The organism is Pseudomonas sp. 5.2 (genome assembly GCF_059025405.1).
In genome coordinates, this window is sequence record NZ_JBYBHH010000016.1 from 38,542 (window position 1) to 56,323 (window position 17,782).

Consider the following 17,782-nt stretch of genomic DNA (forward strand, 5'->3'; position numbering starts at 1 on the left):
TGTAGAGGGGACAGGCTCCAGCGCTGCCAGGGATACAGGTGCCGCTCGAGTCTGAGTTCGAACTCAGCAAAGGACTATAACAATGGCTCTCAATAAAGAAGCGCCGGAGTTTGACATCGACGATGACGTCCTCCTGATGGAGACGGGCATCGTTTTGGAAACGGATGTGGTGTCAGACGAACCTGCTGTATCTTCGGTTCGGACAAGGGCCAAGACCGGCTCTTCGCTCAAGCAGCACAAGTACATCGATTACACTCGGGCACTTGATGCTACTCAGTTGTACCTCAATGAGATTGGATTCTCGCCTCTGCTGTCGCCAGAAGAGGAAGTGCATTTTGCGCGCCTGTCGCAAAAAGGCGACCCCGCCGGCCGCAAGCGCATGATCGAAAGCAACCTGCGCCTGGTTGTGAAAATTGCCCGTCGTTATGTGAATCGTGGCCTGTCGTTGCTCGACCTGATCGAGGAGGGCAACCTGGGGTTGATTCGTGCGGTCGAGAAATTCGACCCGGAACGTGGTTTCCGTTTCTCGACCTATGCGACGTGGTGGATTCGCCAGACCATCGAACGGGCGATCATGAACCAGACCCGTACCATTCGCCTACCGATCCATGTGGTCAAGGAGCTCAACGTCTACCTGCGCGCTGCGCGGGAGCTGACCCAGAAGCTCGATCACGAGCCCTCGCCAGAAGAAATCGCCACCTTGCTGGAGAAGCCTGTCGCTGAGGTCAAGCGGATGCTGGGGCTGAACGAGCGGGTGTCTTCGGTGGATGTTTCGCTCGGGCCGGACTCGGACAAGACCCTGCTCGATACCCTTACCGATGACCGCCCAACCGACCCGTGTGAGCTGCTGCAGGACGACGACCTGTCGCAGAGCATTGATCAGTGGCTGGGTGAGCTGACCGACAAGCAGCGTGAGGTGGTGGTGCGCCGCTTTGGCCTGCGTGGGCATGAGAGCAGCACCCTGGAAGATGTTGGCCTGGAGATCGGCCTGACGCGTGAGCGTGTACGGCAGATCCAGGTAGAGGGGCTCAAGCGCTTGCGCGAGATCCTCGAGAAGAATGGCCTGTCTAGCGAGTCGTTGTTCCAGTAACAAGCTGTTCGCCAGCATAAGACGCCCCGATAGCCTCGGGGCGTTTTTGTGTGCGCGGTGCAGCCAGAATAACGCGCCTCCCTGTAAATGCGCCTCCCTGTAGGAGCAGCCTTGTGCTGCGAAGAGGCCGGTGGCAACAGTGCAAATTCCCGCTGGGATCACTGGCCTCTTCGCAGCACAAGGCTGCTCCTACAGGGGTGATGCACAGGGCAGAAGCCAGATTCGCCATCCAGCATTTGTGTACCGCGCCACCCCAGTAACATCGCGTGTAAGAGATCGCTTACTTGTTTTGTAAGCTATCTATGCAACCAACAGTAAATCATTGTCGTTTTCAGCTCCGCCGTAATCCCAACTCACTGAAAATCATAGATTATTTGGATGTGAGGAAAAGTGTCCGCGGTAATATCTTGAGAGGTGCCTCGGTTGTCTCGCCCGCTGAAGTCGCTAGTATTCGAACTGTGCACACGGACATGCACAGGCTTTCAGGGAGAAAGCCAAGGACATCGCAAGAAGCGATTTCATCAGGATGATGTTTGGGACAATCAGGGACTACGGAAAAAAATGTGGGCGGGTCATACCGCCCCTTTTTTTTGCTTGCTGAAAATGAAAAAAGGCCCGAATGGGCCTTTTTCGTATCCGCGCGCTATCAGCGCTCCAGATCTGCAATCTTGCCAGTCTTGCCATCCCACTCTTCAGCGTCCGGCAGGGCGTCCTTACGCTCGGTGATGTTTGGCCAGATTTCCGCCAGTTCGGCGTTCAGCTCGATGAAGTTCTCCATGCCCGATGGCACTTCGTCTTCCGAGAAGATGGCTTGCGCTGGGCATTCCGGCTCGCACAGTGCGCAGTCGATGCACTCGTCCGGGTGGATGACCAGGAAGTTCGGGCCTTCGTAGAAGCAGTCCACCGGACAGACTTCCACGCAGTCGGTGTATTTGCATTTGATGCAGTTGTCGGTGACGACGAAGGTCATTTCTAGTTCTCTCCTCAGGCGACGGCGGCGGCCCTTCCTCTCGGGGCCGCGCGGTTTACGGGTATGTGGCTGCAGGCCAGGCTAATAACCTGCAGCACCAGCAAACCGCGGCGGATTCTACCAGCTTGTAGTGGGCGCCGTTATAACAGGTTCTTTAGTTGATATAGCATTTCGATAGCTTGGCGCGGGGTCATGTCGTCCAGGTCCAGCTTGCCCAGCTTCTCGATGGCCGGGTGTGGCAGGCTGGCGAACAGATCGCTCTGGTGCGGGACGTGTGGCTCATCCTTGGCCTGCTTGCCCAACGGCTGCTCGTGCGGCAGGCTCGCGGTTTCCAGGCGGCCCAGGTGCTCGCGGGCGCGCTGAATGACCGGTGTGGGCACGCCGGCCAGTTGGGCCACGGCCAGGCCGTAGCTTTGGCTGGCAGGGCCTGGCAGCACATGGTGCAGGAAGACGATGCGCTCGTTGTGCTCGGTGGCGTTCAGGTGCACGTTGGCCACCAACGGCTCGTTTTCCGGCAGTACAGTGAGCTCGAAGTAGTGCGTGGCGAACAGCGTGTAAGCACGCAACTGGGCCAGGCGCTCGGCGGCGGCCCAGGCCAGCGACAGGCCATCGAAGGTGCTGGTGCCGCGGCCGACTTCGTCCATCAGCACCAGGCTGCGGTCGGTGGCGTTGTGCAGAATGTTGGCGGTTTCACTCATCTCGACCATGAAGGTCGAGCGCCCGCCGGCCAGGTCGTCACTCGAGCCGATGCGGGTGAAGATGCGGTCGACCAGCGACAGCTCGCACTGGGCTGCCGGCACGAAACTGCCGATGTGCGCCATCAGCACGATCAAGGCGGTCTGGCGCATGTAGGTAGATTTACCGCCCATGTTCGGGCCGGTAATGATCAGCATGCGGGTGCTGTTGTCCAGGTTCAGGTCGTTGGCCACGAACGGCGTGGTCAGCACCTGCTCGACCACCGGGTGACGGCCCTGGTCGATGCGCAAGCACGGCTCGTCGACGAAGCGAGGGCAGTTCAGGTCGAGGTTCAGGGCACGCTCGGCGAGGTTGCTCAGCACATCCAGTTCGGCCAAGGCGGCAGCGCTGTCTTGCAGCGGTGCCAGGTGGCTGATCAGGGTTTCGAGCAGGGCATCGTAAAGCATCTTCTCGCGGGCCAGGGCGCGGCTCTTGGCCGACAGTGCCTTGTCCTCGAACGCCTTGAGCTCTGGGGTGATGAAGCGCTCCGCACCCTTGAGGGTCTGGCGGCGAATGTAGTCGCCCGGGGCTTGTTCGGCCTGCTTGGTCGGCAGCTCGATGAAGTAGCCATGCACGCGGTTGTAGCCGACCTTGAGATTGGCCAGGCCGGTACGGGCTTTTTCACGGGCTTCCAGGTCGATCAGGAACTGGCCAGCGTTCTCGCTGATCGCCAGCAACTCGTCCAGCTCATTGTCGTAGCCGGCCTTGAGCACGCCGCCATCACGGATTACCGCGGGCGGGTTGTCGATGATCGCCCGCTCCAGCAGGCTGGCCAGCTCTGGGTAGGTGCCGGTAATGGCGGCCAGGCGCGCCAGGTGCGGGGCTTCCAGCTCGGCCATGGCGTTTTGCAGCTCGGGCAGGGCGCCGAGGGCATCACGCAGGCGTGCGAGGTCGCGTGGGCGGGCATTGCGCAGGCCGATACGGGCGAGGATCCGCTCGATATCGCCAATTTCCTTGAGCTGCGGCTGCAGTTTTTCGAAACGGTAGCCGTCGAGCAGGCAACGGATCGAATCCTGGCGCGCCTGCAGGACCTTGAGGTCACGCAGTGGGCGGTTCAGCCAGCGGGTCAGCAAGCGGCTGGCCATGGCGGTCTGGCAGCGGTCGATCACCGACTGCAGGGTATTGTCGCGCCCGCCCGCCAGGTTGACGTCCAGCTCCAGGTTGCGGCGGCTGGCGCCATCCAGGATGACCGTGTCGTCCAGGCGCTCGTGGCGCAGGCTGCGCAGGTGCGGCAGGGCGGTGCGCTGGGTTTCCTTGGCGTAGGTCAGCAGGCATCCGGCGGCGCCGATGGCCAGGGTCAGCTTGTCGCAGCCAAAGCCTTTGAGGTCCTTGGTCGCGAATTGCTGGCACAGGGCCTTGCGCGCCGAATCGCGGTCGAAGTCCCACGGGGCGCGGCGGCGCGCGCCAGGGCGTTTTTCGGCCGGCAGGTCGCGTGGCCAGTCGTCGGGGATCAGCAGTTCGACCGGGTTGAGGCGGTCGAGCTCGGCCAGCAGGTTTTCCCAGCCTTTGATCTCTTGCACGCCGAAGTTGCCACTGGTGATGTCCAGCACCGCCAGGCCAAACAGGCGCTCATCGCCCAGCAGCGCGGCAATCAGGTTGTCGCGGCGCTCGTCGAGCAGTGCTTCGTCGCTGACCGTGCCAGGGGTAATGATGCGCACCACCTGGCGCTCCACCGGGCCCTTGCTGGTTGCCGGGTCGCCAATCTGTTCGCAGATCACCACCGATTCGCCGAGCTTGACCAGTTTGGCCAGGTAGCCTTCCAGCGAATGGAACGGAATGCCGCACATGGGGATGGACTGGCCGGCCGACTGGCCGCGCGCGGTCAGGGTGATATCCAGCAGTTTTGCGGCTTTCTTCGCATCTTCGTAGAAGATCTCGTAGAAATCGCCCATGCGGTAGAACATCAGCTGGTCCGGGTGCTGGTTTTTCAGCTTCCAGTACTGCTGCATCATCGGGGTGTGTGCGGAGAGATCTGACATTCAGGGCCTTACAGCGGGTGATCTGGTTGGCGATGGTAAAACCGGCAATGGTACAGGCTTTTTCATCCAGATGCAGGCGGCCGCAGTGGGGCATGTGCGCGCAGTTCGGCGGGCCATCATGGAGCTTCGTCCTTGACTGCACTAGAATGCGCGGCCTTTTTGAATGCCCCTAGCCGTGACGTAGTGATGAACCTGTCCAGCCGTATCCCTTATGTAAAGCAGCAACTGATCTACCTCCTGTACGGTGATCGGCGGATTTACCAGCTGGAAGCCAAGCTCAGCATCCTGACCGCCCTGGCGCGCTGCAAGCCGGCGGAGCTGCCAGTGATTCGTGTGTTGACCGACCAGCCGCAGGCATTCGCCGGTTGGCCGGTTGAGGTGATCGCGCTGGATGACGTGACCCTGCAGGCCTGGACCGGGGAGGGCGGCTACACCCATCGGCGCAAGGCCTGCGCCATTGCGCAGGCGGGGCAGTGGGCGGACAAGACTGTTTTCATCGACACCGACACGGTGTTCCTGCAGTCACCGCTGAAGCTGTTTGGCCAGGTGGATGCTGGGCAGTACCTGGTGGACGAGGTCGAGATGAGCTGGGCCGAGGCGTCGCACCGTGAGGACTACCTCGGCTTCAGCGCAGGGCTTGCGCGTGCGGGCGCTGTGCCGAGCGACGACCTGCGGCTGTGCAACAGCGGTGTCCTGGGCTTCACCCGTGAGAATGCCGGCATTGCCGAACGTGCCATCCAGCGCATCGATGCGTGGACGCCTTACGCCCGTGAGTTGCACACCATCGAGCAGATCGCCTTTTCGTTCGAGTTGCAGGGCGCGCAGATCAACCAGGCGCGTGGCGTGATCAGCCACTACTTTGCGATGAAGCAGTACATCCACGCCATTCTGGAGATTTTCTTCGCCCGCCACGGCGAGCGCTTTACGGCGAAGATGCCTGGCCTGGCCTTGAAGGTGCCTGCGCATCGCCCGGTGCCATCCTGGCTCAACCGCCTTTCGGTCAAGTGGAGCCTTACGCGCGTGCCCCCAGAGCTCCGGGGTGTCGGCCGCAAGCTTTTATATGGCAGTGTCATCGGCAGCGACGATTACCAGCGCGCCTGCAAGGTGGTCTGGTGGCGTTCGGCGATTGAGGACATGCGCCATTTGCGTGGCCTGGACTGGACCCAGGGCTGGCCAGCCGGCCTACCGCGTCTTGGGCGGCGCGACGAGCGTGCGTTTAGCGCCATTGCCCGCGATAGCCTGAAGGTTTCCTGAAGCCGCGCCGCGCATGGGGTGGTAGGGTAGTGCGCAGTCTTCAAGGAGCCTGACATGGACCCGATCACCGCACTTTCCGCCCGCCTGGGCGAGCACCTGCGCCGCTTCAATGCCCAGGTGACCACCGCCGAATCCTGCACGGGCGGTGGCATCGCCGAGGCCATTACCCGCATCCCCGGCAGTTCGGCCTGGTTCGAGGCCGGGTACGTGACCTACTCCAATGCCCAGAAGACCCGCCAGCTGGGGGTGCCCGCGGCACTGTTCGGCCAGGTGGGTGCGGTTAGCCAGGAGGTGGTCGAAGCCATGGCCCGCGGGGCGCAGGCGGCCAGCGGCGCGCGCTTTGCGGTGGCGGTGAGCGGTGTGGCCGGGCCGGACGGTGGCTCGCCGGCAAAACCGGTGGGTACCGTATGGCTGGCCTGGGCCGATGGCAGCCGTGTCTTCAGCGAGCGCCGCCAGTTCGACGGCGACCGTGATGCGGTGCGCCGACAAACGGTGATCGCCGCGTTAGACGGCTTGTTACAGCTTGGTGCCGAGTAAATCGACGACAGGGGTTTGCGCGCGCGCTTCGCTGTGGAATAATACTGGCTACTTATACAGGTATTCCGGCCATCAGGGCCAAGTCGAACACGTGAGGGTTTCAATGGACGACAACAAGAAACGCGCCTTGGCTGCGGCCCTGGGTCAGATCGAACGCCAATTCGGCAAAGGCGCAGTCATGCGCATGGGCGACCACGAGCGCACCGGCATCCCGGCTATCTCCACCGGTTCCCTGGGCCTGGACATCGCCCTCGGCATTGGCGGCCTGCCAAAAGGCCGTATCGTCGAAATCTACGGCCCGGAGTCCTCGGGTAAAACCACGCTGACCCTGTCGGTCATCGCCGAAGCCCAGAAGAACGGCGCCACCTGCGCCTTCGTCGACGCCGAGCACGCCCTTGACCCGGAATACGCCGGCAAGCTGGGCGTCAATGTCGACGACCTGCTGGTGTCGCAGCCAGACACCGGTGAGCAGGCGCTGGAAATCACCGACATGCTGGTGCGCTCCAACGCGGTCGACGTGATCATCGTCGACTCCGTGGCAGCCCTGGTGCCCAAGGCCGAGATCGAAGGCGAGATGGGTGACATGCACGTGGGCCTGCAGGCTCGTCTGATGTCCCAAGCGCTGCGCAAGATCACCGGTAACATCAAGAACGCCAACTGCCTGGTCATCTTCATCAACCAGATCCGTATGAAGATCGGTGTGATGTTCGGCAGCCCGGAAACCACCACCGGCGGTAACGCCCTGAAGTTCTACGCCTCTGTGCGCCTGGACATCCGCCGTACCGGCGCGGTCAAGGAAGGCGACGAGGTGGTCGGCAGCGAAACCCGCGTCAAGATCGTCAAGAACAAGGTCTCGCCGCCGTTCCGTCAGGCTGAGTTCCAGATCCTCTACGGCAAGGGTATCTACCGCAACGGCGAAATCATCGACCTGGGTGTTTCTCAGGGGCTGGTGGAGAAATCCGGTGCCTGGTACGCCTACCAGGGCAACAAGATCGGCCAAGGCAAAGCCAACGCCGCCAAGTACCTGGCTGAGAACCCGGCCATTGGTGCCGAGATCGAGAAGCAGATCCGCGAGAAGCTGCTCAAAGCCGGTGCTGCCGCCGAAGCGGGCAAGGCTGCCGCTGCCGAAGCCAGTGCCGACGACGTGGCTGATGCCGACGCCGGTTATTGATCACTGTTGTAGATAGCGACTATGTCCGCCGTACTCGACACCCCCGTCGCCATTCGGCGGACAGCCATGGACCTGCTCGCGCGACGTGAGCATGGTCGCGTCGAGCTGACGCGCAAACTGCGTCAGCGAGGCGCTCTGGATGAGATGATCGAGCCTGAGCTCGATCGGCTCGCCGAAGAAGGGTTGCTCAGCGAAGCCCGCTACCTCGAAAGCTTCATCAGGTACCGCTCCAATTCCGGCTATGGCCCTGCGCGTATACGCGAAGAACTGGGCCAGCGTGGCCTGGACCGTGGCGATATCGATCAGGCGTTACGGGAAAGCGGTGTGGATTGGGCACAGCGTTTGATGGATGTCTGGCAACGCAAGTTTGCCGGGCAACGCCCGCATGACCCCCGCAGCCGTGCCCAGCAAACCCGATTCCTTGCCTACCGTGGGTTCTCCCTGGAAATGATCGGCCGCCTGCTCAGTGGTCGGGATCTCGACGACTACTAAAACGGTGTGAGAGCCGGCTTCGCCGGTGAATGAGGGCACGCCAGTCCCCACAGGTGCGGCGCTAGACTTGGGGGTTACACAGTTCGGGTGGGAGCGGCGGTGCGGCGATCCGACTTGTCCCGCGAATGCGGCTACGCGGTGCATGGCACCGGCTTCGCCGGTGTTCGCGGGGCAAGCCCGCTCCCACGTTACCTGTGGGAGCGGGCTTGCCCGCGAAGAGGCCGGAACAAGCACCACAAGACAGTTGCTCCCACAAGGTAGCGGTGAGTCTCAACTAACCTTCAATGCCTCCCTGGCCCGCTGAGTCGTGTGCATAGGCTGAGGCTTGGCCCAGTTTTCCGGCAGGTTGATAAAGTCCACCAGTTCGCGCAGGCGGCCCTGGTCGCGGCCGTTGAAGGCGAACGACAACCGGGTCAGATGGCTGAAATTACCCACCTCGTGTTCCGCGCCGCTGTCGGCGTGCTGGTGGTATTTGCCGCTCAGGCGCAGATCGGCGAAGCCCTCCTGGATGTCGTACAGCGCCGCCTCGCTGAGCGGGTGATGCATGCGGATCACGAACTGGTTTTTCAGCCAGCGGCTGGAGTGGTAGTTGCTGTAGAACTGGTTGATTTCCTCCACCGCCTCATCGGCGCTGTGCACCAGGCGCACCAGCTTGAGGTCGCTGGGCAGGATGTAGCGGTTTTCTTCGAGCTGACGGCTGATGAAGTCGAGGCAGTCGCGCCAGAAGGTGCCCCCGGGTGAGTCAAGCAACACCACCGGCACCAGCGGGCTCTTGCCGGTCTGGATCAGCGTGAGCACTTCGAGTGCTTCATCCAGCGTGCCGAAGCCGCCAGGGCAGAGCACCAGCCCATCAGCCTCCTTGACGAAGAACAGCTTGCGAATGAAGAAGAAGTGGAACGGCAGCAGTTTGTCGGTGCCGTCCACCGTGGGGTTGGCATGCTGTTCGAACGGCAGGGTGATGTTGAAGCCCAGGCTGTGATCGCTGCCGGCCCCTTCATGCGCTGCCGCCATGATGCCGCCGCCAGCGCCGGTGATGACCATCAGGTCGGAGCGTGCCAGGGTGGCGCCCAGTTCACGGGCCAAGGCGTACATTGGGTGTTCCAGCGGGGTTCGGGCCGAGCCGAACACCGTGACCTTGCGACGGCCCTTGTAGCGCTCCAGGGCGCGGAATGAATGATCAAGCTCGCGCAGCGCCTGCAGGGTGATCTTGGCGCTCCAGCGATCTGTGTCGTCGTGGGCCATGCGCAGGATGGTCAGCATCATGTCCCGGTACAGCGGCAAGTTGGGGCTGTTCGGTGCAACCAGTTGCAGCTGTTCGTCAATCTTGCTTAGGTCGATGTTGTTGTCCCTGAAGTGATTGAACAACAGCTCGTTGGGTTGGTAAGGCATTCAACGTCTCCTTCTGCAGCAAAACCTCTGACCGGGTCGATGGTGTGTCCCGGCCGCGACACTGCGTGCGTCGCTGGCTGCTCAGGCTCGAGTGTGTACCCCGAGCGTTGCAGTAGGCCTTCAAGGCCATGGTGCAGTGGCAAAAATCCATCTGGGCGTTTTTTGGCGCTCTCGCTATCAATCTAGACCGTTGCGCCTGATCGTGCCGAAGTGATGGCGAACGCCGCTCGTCGGCGCGCAGCCTATGGGGGTGAGGGTTTGATTAACTGGGAAAGCGAATCGTATCGATGCAGGAGGTGGCGGTATGCATCGCTTGACCATCGAAGTGGACCGGCAGCTGTATCAGCAGCTGGAACATGCAGCTCAGGCGCATCACCTGAGCCTTGAGGCAGAGTGCCGTCGCAGGCTTTCGGGGCTGGAGTGCCAGTCACGCTACCTGCAAGCGCTTCTGGCAGAGTTGCGCGCCGATGCCGAGGAGGAGCAGTGGCGCGCCCCTGATGACCACCCCGTGGTCTAGGTTTACTTCTTCTTGCTGCCCGCGACGCAGCTGGCGGCGTCAAATGCCTGGTCCATGACTGGCTGGTTGGTCTTGTAGACCGTGAAGCGATAGACCATGACGGCGCCCTTGGACATCAGGTTGCGGAAGCCGCTGTTACGGCAGACGCTGTCGCCCAACTGGCTGCGCACTTGCTCGGGGTTGGCCTGCATGCGCTCGGCGTGGCTCTGGCGCACGCTCAGGTGGTTGACCAGCGCCTTGCCTTCGACGGTATAACCCTGGTCGAGGATGTCTTCGTTGATGGCGCGCGGCGTGCCGACGCTGCTTTCCGTAGCGACCTTCTGCAGCATCTTGTTCAGGTCGTAGTCCTGTTTGGACGCCGCCTGGGCCGCCAGGGGCAGGGTGAGCAGAAGGCTCAGGGTCGGGACGATAAGACGCAGCATGTATCTCTCCTGGTTCAATGACTGGCGGTTTGACATGCGCCGGCAGGTGGCGTTCCCTGATGCGCGCTTTTGCGCGCGTCAGGCTCGCCAAAGTGTCGATTATAAGGGGCCAGCCCGTCCCGCTGCACGGCAAATGACGCCTGCTCTGGTAGACTTGCGTTTTGTGTATCCGAGCCGTCGCAGTGTGCATTTTCAACCTGTTCAAAGGCCTGCCAGCATGAGCCACGCGGTAGCGCGCTTGCGCGCCGAACGCCTGGCCCGCAGCAACAAGCCGTTCATTGCCCGTGGTTCACGGGCCGTCCGTTGCCCGCATTGCCGGGTCATTGCCAGCCATTGCCTGTGCGCCTGGAAGCCCCGGGTGCCGGCGGAGTCGGGCGTGTGCCTGCTGATGCACGACACCGAGCCACTGAAGCCGACCAACACCGGTTGGCTGATCGCCGACCTGGTCGAGGACACCTCGGCCTTCGGCTGGCAGCGTACTGCGGTGGACGACAACCTGCTGGCGCTGCTCGAACAGCCCCAGTGGCAGCCCTATATCGTCTTCCCTGGCGAGTTCGTTGCCCAGGAACGGGTGGTCAACGAGGTGGTGCGCGAACCCGGCAAGCGGCCGTTGTTCATCCTGCTCGACGCCACCTGGACCGAGGCGCGCAAGATGTTCCGCAAGAGCCCCTACCTGGACCGCTTCCCGGTGTTGAGCCTGGAGGCCGAGCAGATGTCGCGCTACCGCCTGCGTCGTTCCAAACGTGACGATCACTTCTGCACGGCGGAAGTGGCGGCCATGTGCCTGGAACTGGCCGGCGACCAGCGCGCCTCCCAGGCCCTGGACGCTTACCTGGACGTGTTCAGCCTGCACTACCTGAGCGCCAAGCGGCATTTGCCGCTGGATGAACAGGACGACGCGCATCAGCGTTTGCATACCTTCCTATAGTCCAAGGGGCAGTCGGGCCGGTTTGGTTCATAATGTCGGGGCTGGCAGCCAGGGTGGGCGAGTGCGGCAGGGCAATTGGCTTGACCACCCCGACCGTGCTCGGCATCCTTGGCGCCGATTCGGGCACGCCGAAGGTGCCGTTACCCCGGACTTCGCCGTGCCTTTCCGCCAAGCGCCCTTACTACCCCGCAGCGCCTGGCACAGAACAGGATCCTTAGATCGATGGCCACTTACGAAATCCTGATTGCCGATGACCACCCACTGTTTCGTGGCGCCCTGCGCCAGGCTGTTACCCTCGGCCTTGGCGCCGATGTACGCCTGGTTGAAGTGGCGAGCATTGCCGAACTGGAAACCCGACTGAGCGAAAAAGCCGACTGGGATCTGGTCCTGCTGGACCTGAACATGCCGGGCGCCTACGGGTTCTCCGGGCTGGTCCTGCTGCGTGGGCAATACCCGCAGATCCCCGTGGTCATGGTGTCGGCGCAGGAAGAGGCAGCCGTCGTGGTGAAGTCCCGCGAGTTTGGTGCCAGTGGTTTCATTCCCAAATCCAGCCCGCTGGAAGTGATTCAGGACGCCGTGCGCAAGGTGTTGGACGGTGAGGTCTGGTGGCCGCCGCAAGCCTTCGAGAAAGTCGACGTTTCGGCTGAAGCCAAAGCGGCCAGCGAAGGGCTGGCCAGCCTCACGCCCCAGCAGTTCCGCGTGCTGACCATGGTCTGCGAAGGCTTGCTGAACAAGCAGATCGCCTATGAGCTGAGTGTCTCGGAGGCCACCATCAAGGCCCACGTGACGGCGATATTCCGCAAGCTGGGCGTGCGCACGCGCACCCAGGCGGCCTTGCTGCTGCAACAACTTGAATCGGTTGCCAGCCACTAACTGGCTGCTTCTTCACGCTTTTTTGACCCCAGCTGGACTAGTCTGCCGGCCTTTCATCGGTGAAGTGACGCACATGTCGCCATTCAAAGGCCAGACCGGCCTCAAACGTATCTTCAACGCCGCCGGCTATTCGCTGGATGGTTTGCGCGCCGCCTTCAAGGGCGAGGCCGCGTTCCGTCAACTGGTACTGCTCAATGTGCTGCTGATCCCGACCGCCTTCTGGCTGCCGGTCAGCCGCGCGGAGCGGGCGATCATGATCGCGGTGTGCCTGCTGGGCTTGATCGTCGAGCTGTTCAACTCGGCGGTAGAGGCTGCCATCGACCGCATTTCGCTTGAGCGTCACCCCTTGTCGAAAAACGCCAAGGACATGGGCAGCGCCGCGCAGTTGGTGGCACTCACCATGGTTGCGCTGGTCTGGGGCGTTATTCTGCTCTAGGCAATAGGCGGTAGCACGATCTCATCACTGCGGGTGAAGCCCGCGGTGAAGTTGCGGCATAGCTCCAGAAACTCGCGCATGGCCGAGGTCTGGTACTTCTGCTTGTGCCAAATGAAATAGAACTGACGCATCAGGTCCAGCTCCGGGGTTTCGACCGGTACCAGGCTGCCGCGGCGGAAGGCATCGCGCAGGGCCAGGCGCGAAATGCAGCCGATGCCCAGGCCAGATTCCACAGCACGCTTGATGGCCTCGGTGTGTTCGAGCTCCAGGCGAATGTTCAGGTTGGCGCGGTGGTGGCGCATGGCTTGGTCAAAGGTCAGGCGCGTGCCGGAGCCTTGCTCGCGAAGGATCCAGGCCTCCTGCGACAATGTCTGAATGTTCGCGCTGCCCAGCGTTGCCAGTGGGTGCTGGGGCGCGCAGAACACGACCAGCTCGTCTTCGACCCAAGGCTGAACCTCCAGGTCCGGGTGGTTGCAATCACCTTCGATCAGACCCAGATCAATTTCGTAATGGGCGACCTGTTGCACAATATGCGCAGTGTTCTGCACATGCAGCTTGACCTGGCTTTCCGGGTGCACCTGCATGAAGCTGCCGATCAGCAGGGTCGCCAGGTAGTTGCCGATGGTCAGCGTGGCGCCCACCGCCAGCGAGCCGAAGGCGGACTTGCCGTTGAGCAAGTCTTCGATTTCCTTGGCCTGGTCGAGCAGGGCGACAGCCTGTGGCAGCAGCTGATGGCCCAGGGCGTTGAGGCTCAGGCGTTTACCGGCGCGGTCGAACAGCTGGCAGCTGGATTGGCGCTCGAGTTCGGTGATGGACGTGCTGGCGGCCGACTGCGAGAGCGCAAGCAGGCCAGCGGCCCGCGAGACGCTTTGATGCTGGGCTACGGCGACGAACACCTGAAGCTGACGGAGAGTGAATCGCATATCTATATAACCGATAACACATATCTTGATAATTCAGTTAACAGATATTGTCGCTGCCCCTAAACTATCGCGCAACTGCGCGTCTTGCGCGCGCTGCGTCTTTCTTCAGGAGCCCCATCGATGAGCAACATGAACCACGAACGTGTCCTCAGTGTGCACCACTGGAACGACACCCTGTTCAGCTTCAAGTGCACCCGTGATCCGGGCCTGCGCTTCGAGAACGGTCAGTTCGTGATGATCGGCCTGCAGCAGGAAAGCGGCCGCCCGCTCATGCGCGCCTATTCCATCGCCTCGCCGAACTGGGAAGAGCACCTGGAATTCTTCAGCATCAAGGTGCCGGACGGCCCGCTGACTTCCCAGTTGCAGCACCTGAAGGAAGGCGACGAGATCATCATCAGCAAGAAGCCTACCGGCACCCTGGTCCTCGACGACCTGAACCCGGGCAAGCACCTGTACCTGCTGAGCACCGGTACTGGCCTGGCGCCGTTCATGAGCGTCATCCAGGACCCGGAAACCTACGAGCGCTTCGAAAAAGTGATCCTGGTTCACGGCGTGCGTTACGTGAACGAAGTGGCCTATCGCGAGTTCATCACCGAGCACCTGCCGCAGAACGAGTTCTTCGGTGAGTCGGTGCGTGACAAGCTGATCTACTACCCGACCGTGACCCGCGAGCCGTTCGAGAACCAGGGCCGCCTGACCGACCTGATGCGCAGCGGCAAGCTGTTCAGCGACATCGGCCTGCCGCCGATCAACCCGCAGGACGACCGTGCGATGATCTGCGGTAGCCCAAGCATGCTGGACGAAACCAGCGAAGTGCTCGACAGCTTCGGCCTGAAAGTCTCTGCCCGCATGCGTGAGCCGGGTGACTACCTGATCGAGCGCGCCTTCGTCGAGAAGTAACCCGCCGTTAAGCTTCATCAGCTGGAATTGGGGCTGCTGCGCAGCCCATCGCAGGCAAGCCAGCTCCTACAGGATCGTACATACCTGTAGGAGCTGGCTTGCCTGCGATGGGCCGCGCAGCGGCCCCCTTGGCCTGTCTGGCCTATTCGACACGGGTCTCGCCGCTGTATTCCAATATCGCCCGACACCGCCTGCACAGGTAGCGCCGCCCCTGGCGCACCAGCTTGTGCCGCTGTGCAGTAAACGGGAAGTCGCTCTGCGGGCAGGGGCAGCGGTAGATGTAGCGCGTGACCACCCGCCGTTGCACTGCGTAGTTATGGCAGCGGTTGGGCGGCAATTCATATACCCCGCGCATGATCAATTGCCATTCCTCGCCATGGGCCTGGATGCGCTCGCCAAACAGCTGGTGAGCCACCAGGTGCGCCACCTCGTGGGCCACGGTCTGGCGCAGGAAGTCCTCCTGGTTTTCGCGGTACAACTGCAGGTTGAAGCGCAGCAGGTTCTCGTGCAGGTGAGCGACGCCGGCCTTCTGGCCGCGCAGCTTGAAGCTGATTTCCGGGCGCGGGAAGGGGCGTTTGAAGAAGGTTTCGGCTTGCTGGTAACAGGTTTCGACGCGTTGTTTGAGCAGCTCGGGCATGGCGGGGTAATTCTCCTGACCAGGCATTATGCCGCAAGCCCTGGCGGCTTGCCGAGCCACCGGTCAGCACACAGCCAGAAGCCGCCTTGCGGCGGCCTCTGACTTGATGCCCCAGTGTTGGTTCTGTGTAGTTATCGCGCTAGTTGGTATAGACGGGCCCCACGCCCAGTCCCCAGATGATCACGGTAGCGGCCATGATCGCTACCAGCACCACAAGGCCCACCGCCAGCACCGAGCTGGAAAACAGGAAGCCTTCATCGGACGGAATGTTCATGAACGTCGGCAAGCCGACATACAGCAGGTACACGGTATAACAAATGGCCGCAGTGCCGATCAGCATGCCCAGCCACAGGTGCGGGTAAAGGGCTGCCAGGCCGCCAAGGAACAACGGGGTGGCGGTGTAGGTGGCAAAGGCAATGCACTGCGCCATGGAGGGGTTGGCATCGTAGGTGCGGGCCATCCAGTGGATGAACGCGCCCATCACCGCCACCCCGGCGAGCATCGCCAGGTAGGACATGATGCTCATCCAGATTGCGCTTTCCATGGTCAGCATCACTGCCGGCCGGTCGCCAATCACCCAGCCCACCTGGGTAGTACCGATAAATGCGGAAACGGCAGGGATCGCCGCCAGGATCAAGGTGTGCGTCAGGTACATGTGGCTGATGGTTTCTTCTTCGCCACGAATCTCCCGCCACTCCTGATCGGGATGGGTAAACAGCCCCACAACGTGATGAATCATGCCGATCACTCCTCTCAATGTTGCCAAACGCCCCCCAGATGGAGCGCAAGCGGCCCGAGGCCCGAACACCGATGCAAGCGGTAATGTGGCCTTATGTCGCAGTATAGGAAGCGGTTACCGGCACAAACCGTGCTTTTTAGAGCAAATTGCGCTGTAAGGCGTGCTGTTGATTACAACGAAGTCTTTATCGGAATGCCTACAGCGCCGCGTAGTTTGTGCGTAAAATAGCCGGCTTTTGTCACACCTCGCGGATCCAAGCGCTATGGGCACCCTCTCGGTCAACCAGAACAAACTGCAAAAACGCCTGCGTCGTCTCGCCGGCGAAGCCATCACCGACTTCAACATGATCGAGGATGGCGACAAGGTCATGGTCTGCCTGTCCGGCGGCAAGGACAGCTACACCATGCTCGACGTTCTGTTGCACCTGCAGAAGGTGGCACCGATCAAGTTCGAGATCGTGGCGGTGAACATGGACCAGAAGCAGCCGGGTTTCCCCGAGCACGTGCTGCCGGCCTACCTCAAGGAGTTGGGCGTCGAGTACCACATCGTCGAGAAAGACACCTATTCGGTGGTCAAGGAACTGGTGCCCGAGGGCAAGACCACCTGCTCGCTGTGCTCGCGCCTGCGCCGTGGCACCCTGTACACCTTCGCCGACGAAATCGGCGCGACCAAGATGGCCCTGGGGCACCACCGCGACGACATCGTCGAGACGTTCTTCCTCAACATGTTCTTCAATGGCTCGCTCAAGGGCATGCCGCCCAAGCTGCGTGCTGACGATGGCCGTAACGTGGTGATTCGCCCGCTGGCCTACTGCAGCGAGAAGGATATCCAGGCCTACTCGGACATGCGTGAATTCCCGATCATCCCGTGCAACCTGTGCGGCTCGCAAGAGAACCTGCAGCGCCAGGTGGTCAAGGACATGCTGGTGGAGTGGGAGCGCAAGCACCCGGGCCGCACCGAAAGCATCTTCCGCGCGCTGCAGAACGTCGCGCCGTCGCAGTTGGCGGACCGCAACCTGTTCGACTTCACCAGCCTGAAGATCGACGAAAACGCCACGCCGCGTTTCCTCGATGTGCTGAACATCTGACCCCATGCGCGATTATCAGTGGCTGTATGAGTACTGCCTGAACCGCTTCGGCTCGGCCCAGGCCCTCGAGGCTTTTCTGCCGCAGCCACGCACGCCTGCGCAACTGCGCGACATCAGCGACGACCGCTACCTGTCGACCCTGGCCCTGCGCGTGTTCCGCGCCGGGCTCAAGCACAGCCTGGTGGATGCCAAATGGCCGGCGTTCGAGCAGGTGTTCTTCGGTTTCGACCCGGAGAAGGTGGTGCTGATGAGCGCCGAGCACTTGGAGCGGTTGATGCAGGACGAGCGCATCATCCGCCACTTGGGCAAGCTCAAGAGCGTGCCGCGCAATGCGCAGATGGTGCTGGATGTGGCGAAGGAGAAGGGCAGTTTCGGTGCGTTCATCGCCGACTGGCCGGTGACCGATATCGTCGGCCTGTGGAAGTACCTGGCCAAGCATGGCAACCAGCTGGGTGGCCTATCGGCGCCGCGGTTCTTGCGCATGGTCGGCAAGGACACGTTTATCCCGACCGAGGATATGGCGGCAGCGTTGATTGCGCAGAAAGTGATCGACAAGCAGCCGACCAGCCAGCGTGACCTGGCGTTGGTGCAGCAGGCGTTCAACCAGTGGCATGCCGAGAGTGGGCGGCCACTGTGCCAGCTGTCGGTGATGCTGGCGCATACCGTCAACCACTGAGATTGCTGCGGCCGCGTTGCGGCCTCT

General features: G+C 61.9%; 19 protein-coding genes. 12 read left to right on the top strand and 7 right to left on the bottom strand.

The features are described 5' to 3' along the window. The first annotated feature begins 82 nt into the window (after window positions 1–82). Window positions 83–1,090, top strand: a complete 1,008-nt coding sequence (gene rpoS / locus AC5PZ0_RS21880; RefSeq protein ID WP_027595820.1) for an RNA polymerase sigma factor RpoS — start codon at window positions 83–85, stop codon at window positions 1,088–1,090. A gap of 646 nt (window positions 1,091–1,736) precedes the next feature. Here rpoS and fdxA read toward each other — a convergent pair. Then, window positions 1,737–2,060: a ferredoxin FdxA gene (fdxA, locus tag AC5PZ0_RS21885; protein ID WP_027595821.1), complete on the bottom strand. Its 324-nt coding sequence runs from the start codon at window positions 2,058–2,060 to the stop codon at window positions 1,737–1,739. A 140-nt stretch (window positions 2,061–2,200) separates the two neighbouring features. Beyond that, complete coding sequence (gene mutS, locus AC5PZ0_RS21890) at window positions 2,201–4,774, bottom strand: DNA mismatch repair protein MutS (protein WP_027595822.1); 2,574 nt, start codon at window positions 4,772–4,774, stop codon at window positions 2,201–2,203. Window positions 4,775–4,906: 132 nt separating this feature from the next. Between mutS and AC5PZ0_RS21895 the strand changes: the two genes are divergently transcribed. The 4 genes from AC5PZ0_RS21895 (at window position 4,907) to recX (ending at window position 8,228) form a co-directional block, all read left to right on the top strand. Further along, window positions 4,907–6,028, top strand: coding sequence for a hypothetical protein (locus tag AC5PZ0_RS21895; protein WP_493855726.1), 1,122 nt, complete (start codon window positions 4,907–4,909; stop codon window positions 6,026–6,028). A 54-nt stretch (window positions 6,029–6,082) separates the two neighbouring features. Further along, on the top strand, window positions 6,083–6,565 hold the full coding sequence (locus AC5PZ0_RS21900; RefSeq protein WP_085272752.1) for a CinA family protein: 483 nt from the start codon (window positions 6,083–6,085) through the stop codon (window positions 6,563–6,565). Window positions 6,566–6,668: 103 nt separating this feature from the next. Then, window positions 6,669–7,736: a recombinase RecA gene (recA, locus tag AC5PZ0_RS21905; RefSeq protein ID WP_027595825.1), complete on the top strand. Its 1,068-nt coding sequence runs from the start codon at window positions 6,669–6,671 to the stop codon at window positions 7,734–7,736. Between the two features lie 21 nt (window positions 7,737–7,757). Beyond that, window positions 7,758–8,228 carry a recombination regulator RecX gene (gene recX, locus AC5PZ0_RS21910; protein WP_027595826.1) on the top strand — a complete coding sequence of 157 codons (471 nt, stop codon included), beginning with the start codon at window positions 7,758–7,760 and terminating at the stop codon, window positions 8,226–8,228. Between the two features lie 270 nt (window positions 8,229–8,498). Here the strand turns inward: recX and AC5PZ0_RS21915 are convergent, their stop codons facing one another. Continuing rightward, window positions 8,499–9,617, bottom strand: a complete 1,119-nt coding sequence (locus tag AC5PZ0_RS21915) for an LOG family protein (RefSeq protein ID WP_085272753.1) — start codon at window positions 9,615–9,617, stop codon at window positions 8,499–8,501. 304 nt (window positions 9,618–9,921) lie between these two features. Between AC5PZ0_RS21915 and AC5PZ0_RS21920 the strand changes: the two genes are divergently transcribed. Continuing rightward, complete coding sequence (locus tag AC5PZ0_RS21920) at window positions 9,922–10,134, top strand: hypothetical protein (protein WP_274884071.1); 213 nt, start codon at window positions 9,922–9,924, stop codon at window positions 10,132–10,134. Window positions 10,135–10,136: 2 nt separating this feature from the next. Here AC5PZ0_RS21920 and AC5PZ0_RS21925 read toward each other — a convergent pair whose 3' ends face one another. Then, window positions 10,137–10,556, bottom strand: coding sequence for a quorum-sensing-regulated virulence factor family protein (locus AC5PZ0_RS21925; protein ID WP_027595829.1), 420 nt, complete (start codon window positions 10,554–10,556; stop codon window positions 10,137–10,139). A 217-nt stretch (window positions 10,557–10,773) separates the two neighbouring features. Between AC5PZ0_RS21925 and AC5PZ0_RS21930 the strand changes: the two genes are divergently transcribed. The 3 genes from AC5PZ0_RS21930 to AC5PZ0_RS21940 all read left to right on the top strand — a co-directional run bounded on the left by AC5PZ0_RS21930 (window position 10,774) and on the right by AC5PZ0_RS21940 (window position 12,793). Next, window positions 10,774–11,484, top strand: coding sequence for a tRNA-uridine aminocarboxypropyltransferase (locus AC5PZ0_RS21930; RefSeq protein WP_027595830.1), 711 nt, complete (start codon window positions 10,774–10,776; stop codon window positions 11,482–11,484). Between the two features lie 222 nt (window positions 11,485–11,706). Beyond that, window positions 11,707–12,357: a response regulator transcription factor ErdR gene (gene erdR, locus AC5PZ0_RS21935; protein WP_027595831.1), complete on the top strand. Its 651-nt coding sequence runs from the start codon at window positions 11,707–11,709 to the stop codon at window positions 12,355–12,357. Window positions 12,358–12,430: 73 nt separating this feature from the next. Then, complete coding sequence (locus tag AC5PZ0_RS21940; RefSeq protein ID WP_027595832.1) at window positions 12,431–12,793, top strand: diacylglycerol kinase; 363 nt, start codon at window positions 12,431–12,433, stop codon at window positions 12,791–12,793. Here the strand turns inward: AC5PZ0_RS21940 and finR are convergent. Beyond that, window positions 12,790–13,716: a LysR family transcriptional regulator FinR gene (gene finR, locus AC5PZ0_RS21945; RefSeq protein ID WP_027595833.1), complete on the bottom strand. Its 927-nt coding sequence runs from the start codon at window positions 13,714–13,716 to the stop codon at window positions 12,790–12,792. The two genes, AC5PZ0_RS21940 and finR, sit on opposite strands and share 4 nt — an antisense overlap. A 120-nt stretch (window positions 13,717–13,836) precedes the next feature. Between finR and fpr the strand changes: the two genes are divergently transcribed. Further along, complete coding sequence (fpr, locus tag AC5PZ0_RS21950) at window positions 13,837–14,616, top strand: ferredoxin-NADP reductase (protein WP_016501130.1); 780 nt, start codon at window positions 13,837–13,839, stop codon at window positions 14,614–14,616. A gap of 142 nt (window positions 14,617–14,758) precedes the next feature. Here the strand turns inward: fpr and AC5PZ0_RS21955 are convergent, their stop codons facing one another. Together AC5PZ0_RS21955 and AC5PZ0_RS21960 are read right to left on the bottom strand one after the other, a co-directional pair. Beyond that, window positions 14,759–15,253, bottom strand: coding sequence for a SprT family zinc-dependent metalloprotease (locus tag AC5PZ0_RS21955; protein WP_027595834.1), 495 nt, complete (start codon window positions 15,251–15,253; stop codon window positions 14,759–14,761). Between the two features lie 139 nt (window positions 15,254–15,392). After that, window positions 15,393–15,992, bottom strand: a complete 600-nt coding sequence (locus tag AC5PZ0_RS21960) for a Yip1 family protein (RefSeq protein ID WP_027595835.1) — start codon at window positions 15,990–15,992, stop codon at window positions 15,393–15,395. Window positions 15,993–16,254: 262 nt separating this feature from the next. On the opposite strand from AC5PZ0_RS21960, the gene ttcA reads away from it, so the two are divergent. Beyond that, entirely contained in the window at window positions 16,255–17,079 is an 825-nt protein-coding gene (gene ttcA, locus AC5PZ0_RS21965; RefSeq protein WP_027595836.1) for a tRNA 2-thiocytidine(32) synthetase TtcA, read from the top strand. 4 nt (window positions 17,080–17,083) lie between these two features. Continuing rightward, the gene (locus tag AC5PZ0_RS21970) at window positions 17,084–17,755 is read left to right on the top strand and encodes a DNA-3-methyladenine glycosylase I (protein WP_265968601.1); all 672 of its coding nucleotides are present in this window, start codon (window positions 17,084–17,086) and stop codon (window positions 17,753–17,755) included. The last annotated feature ends 27 nt before the right edge of the window (window positions 17,756–17,782 follow it).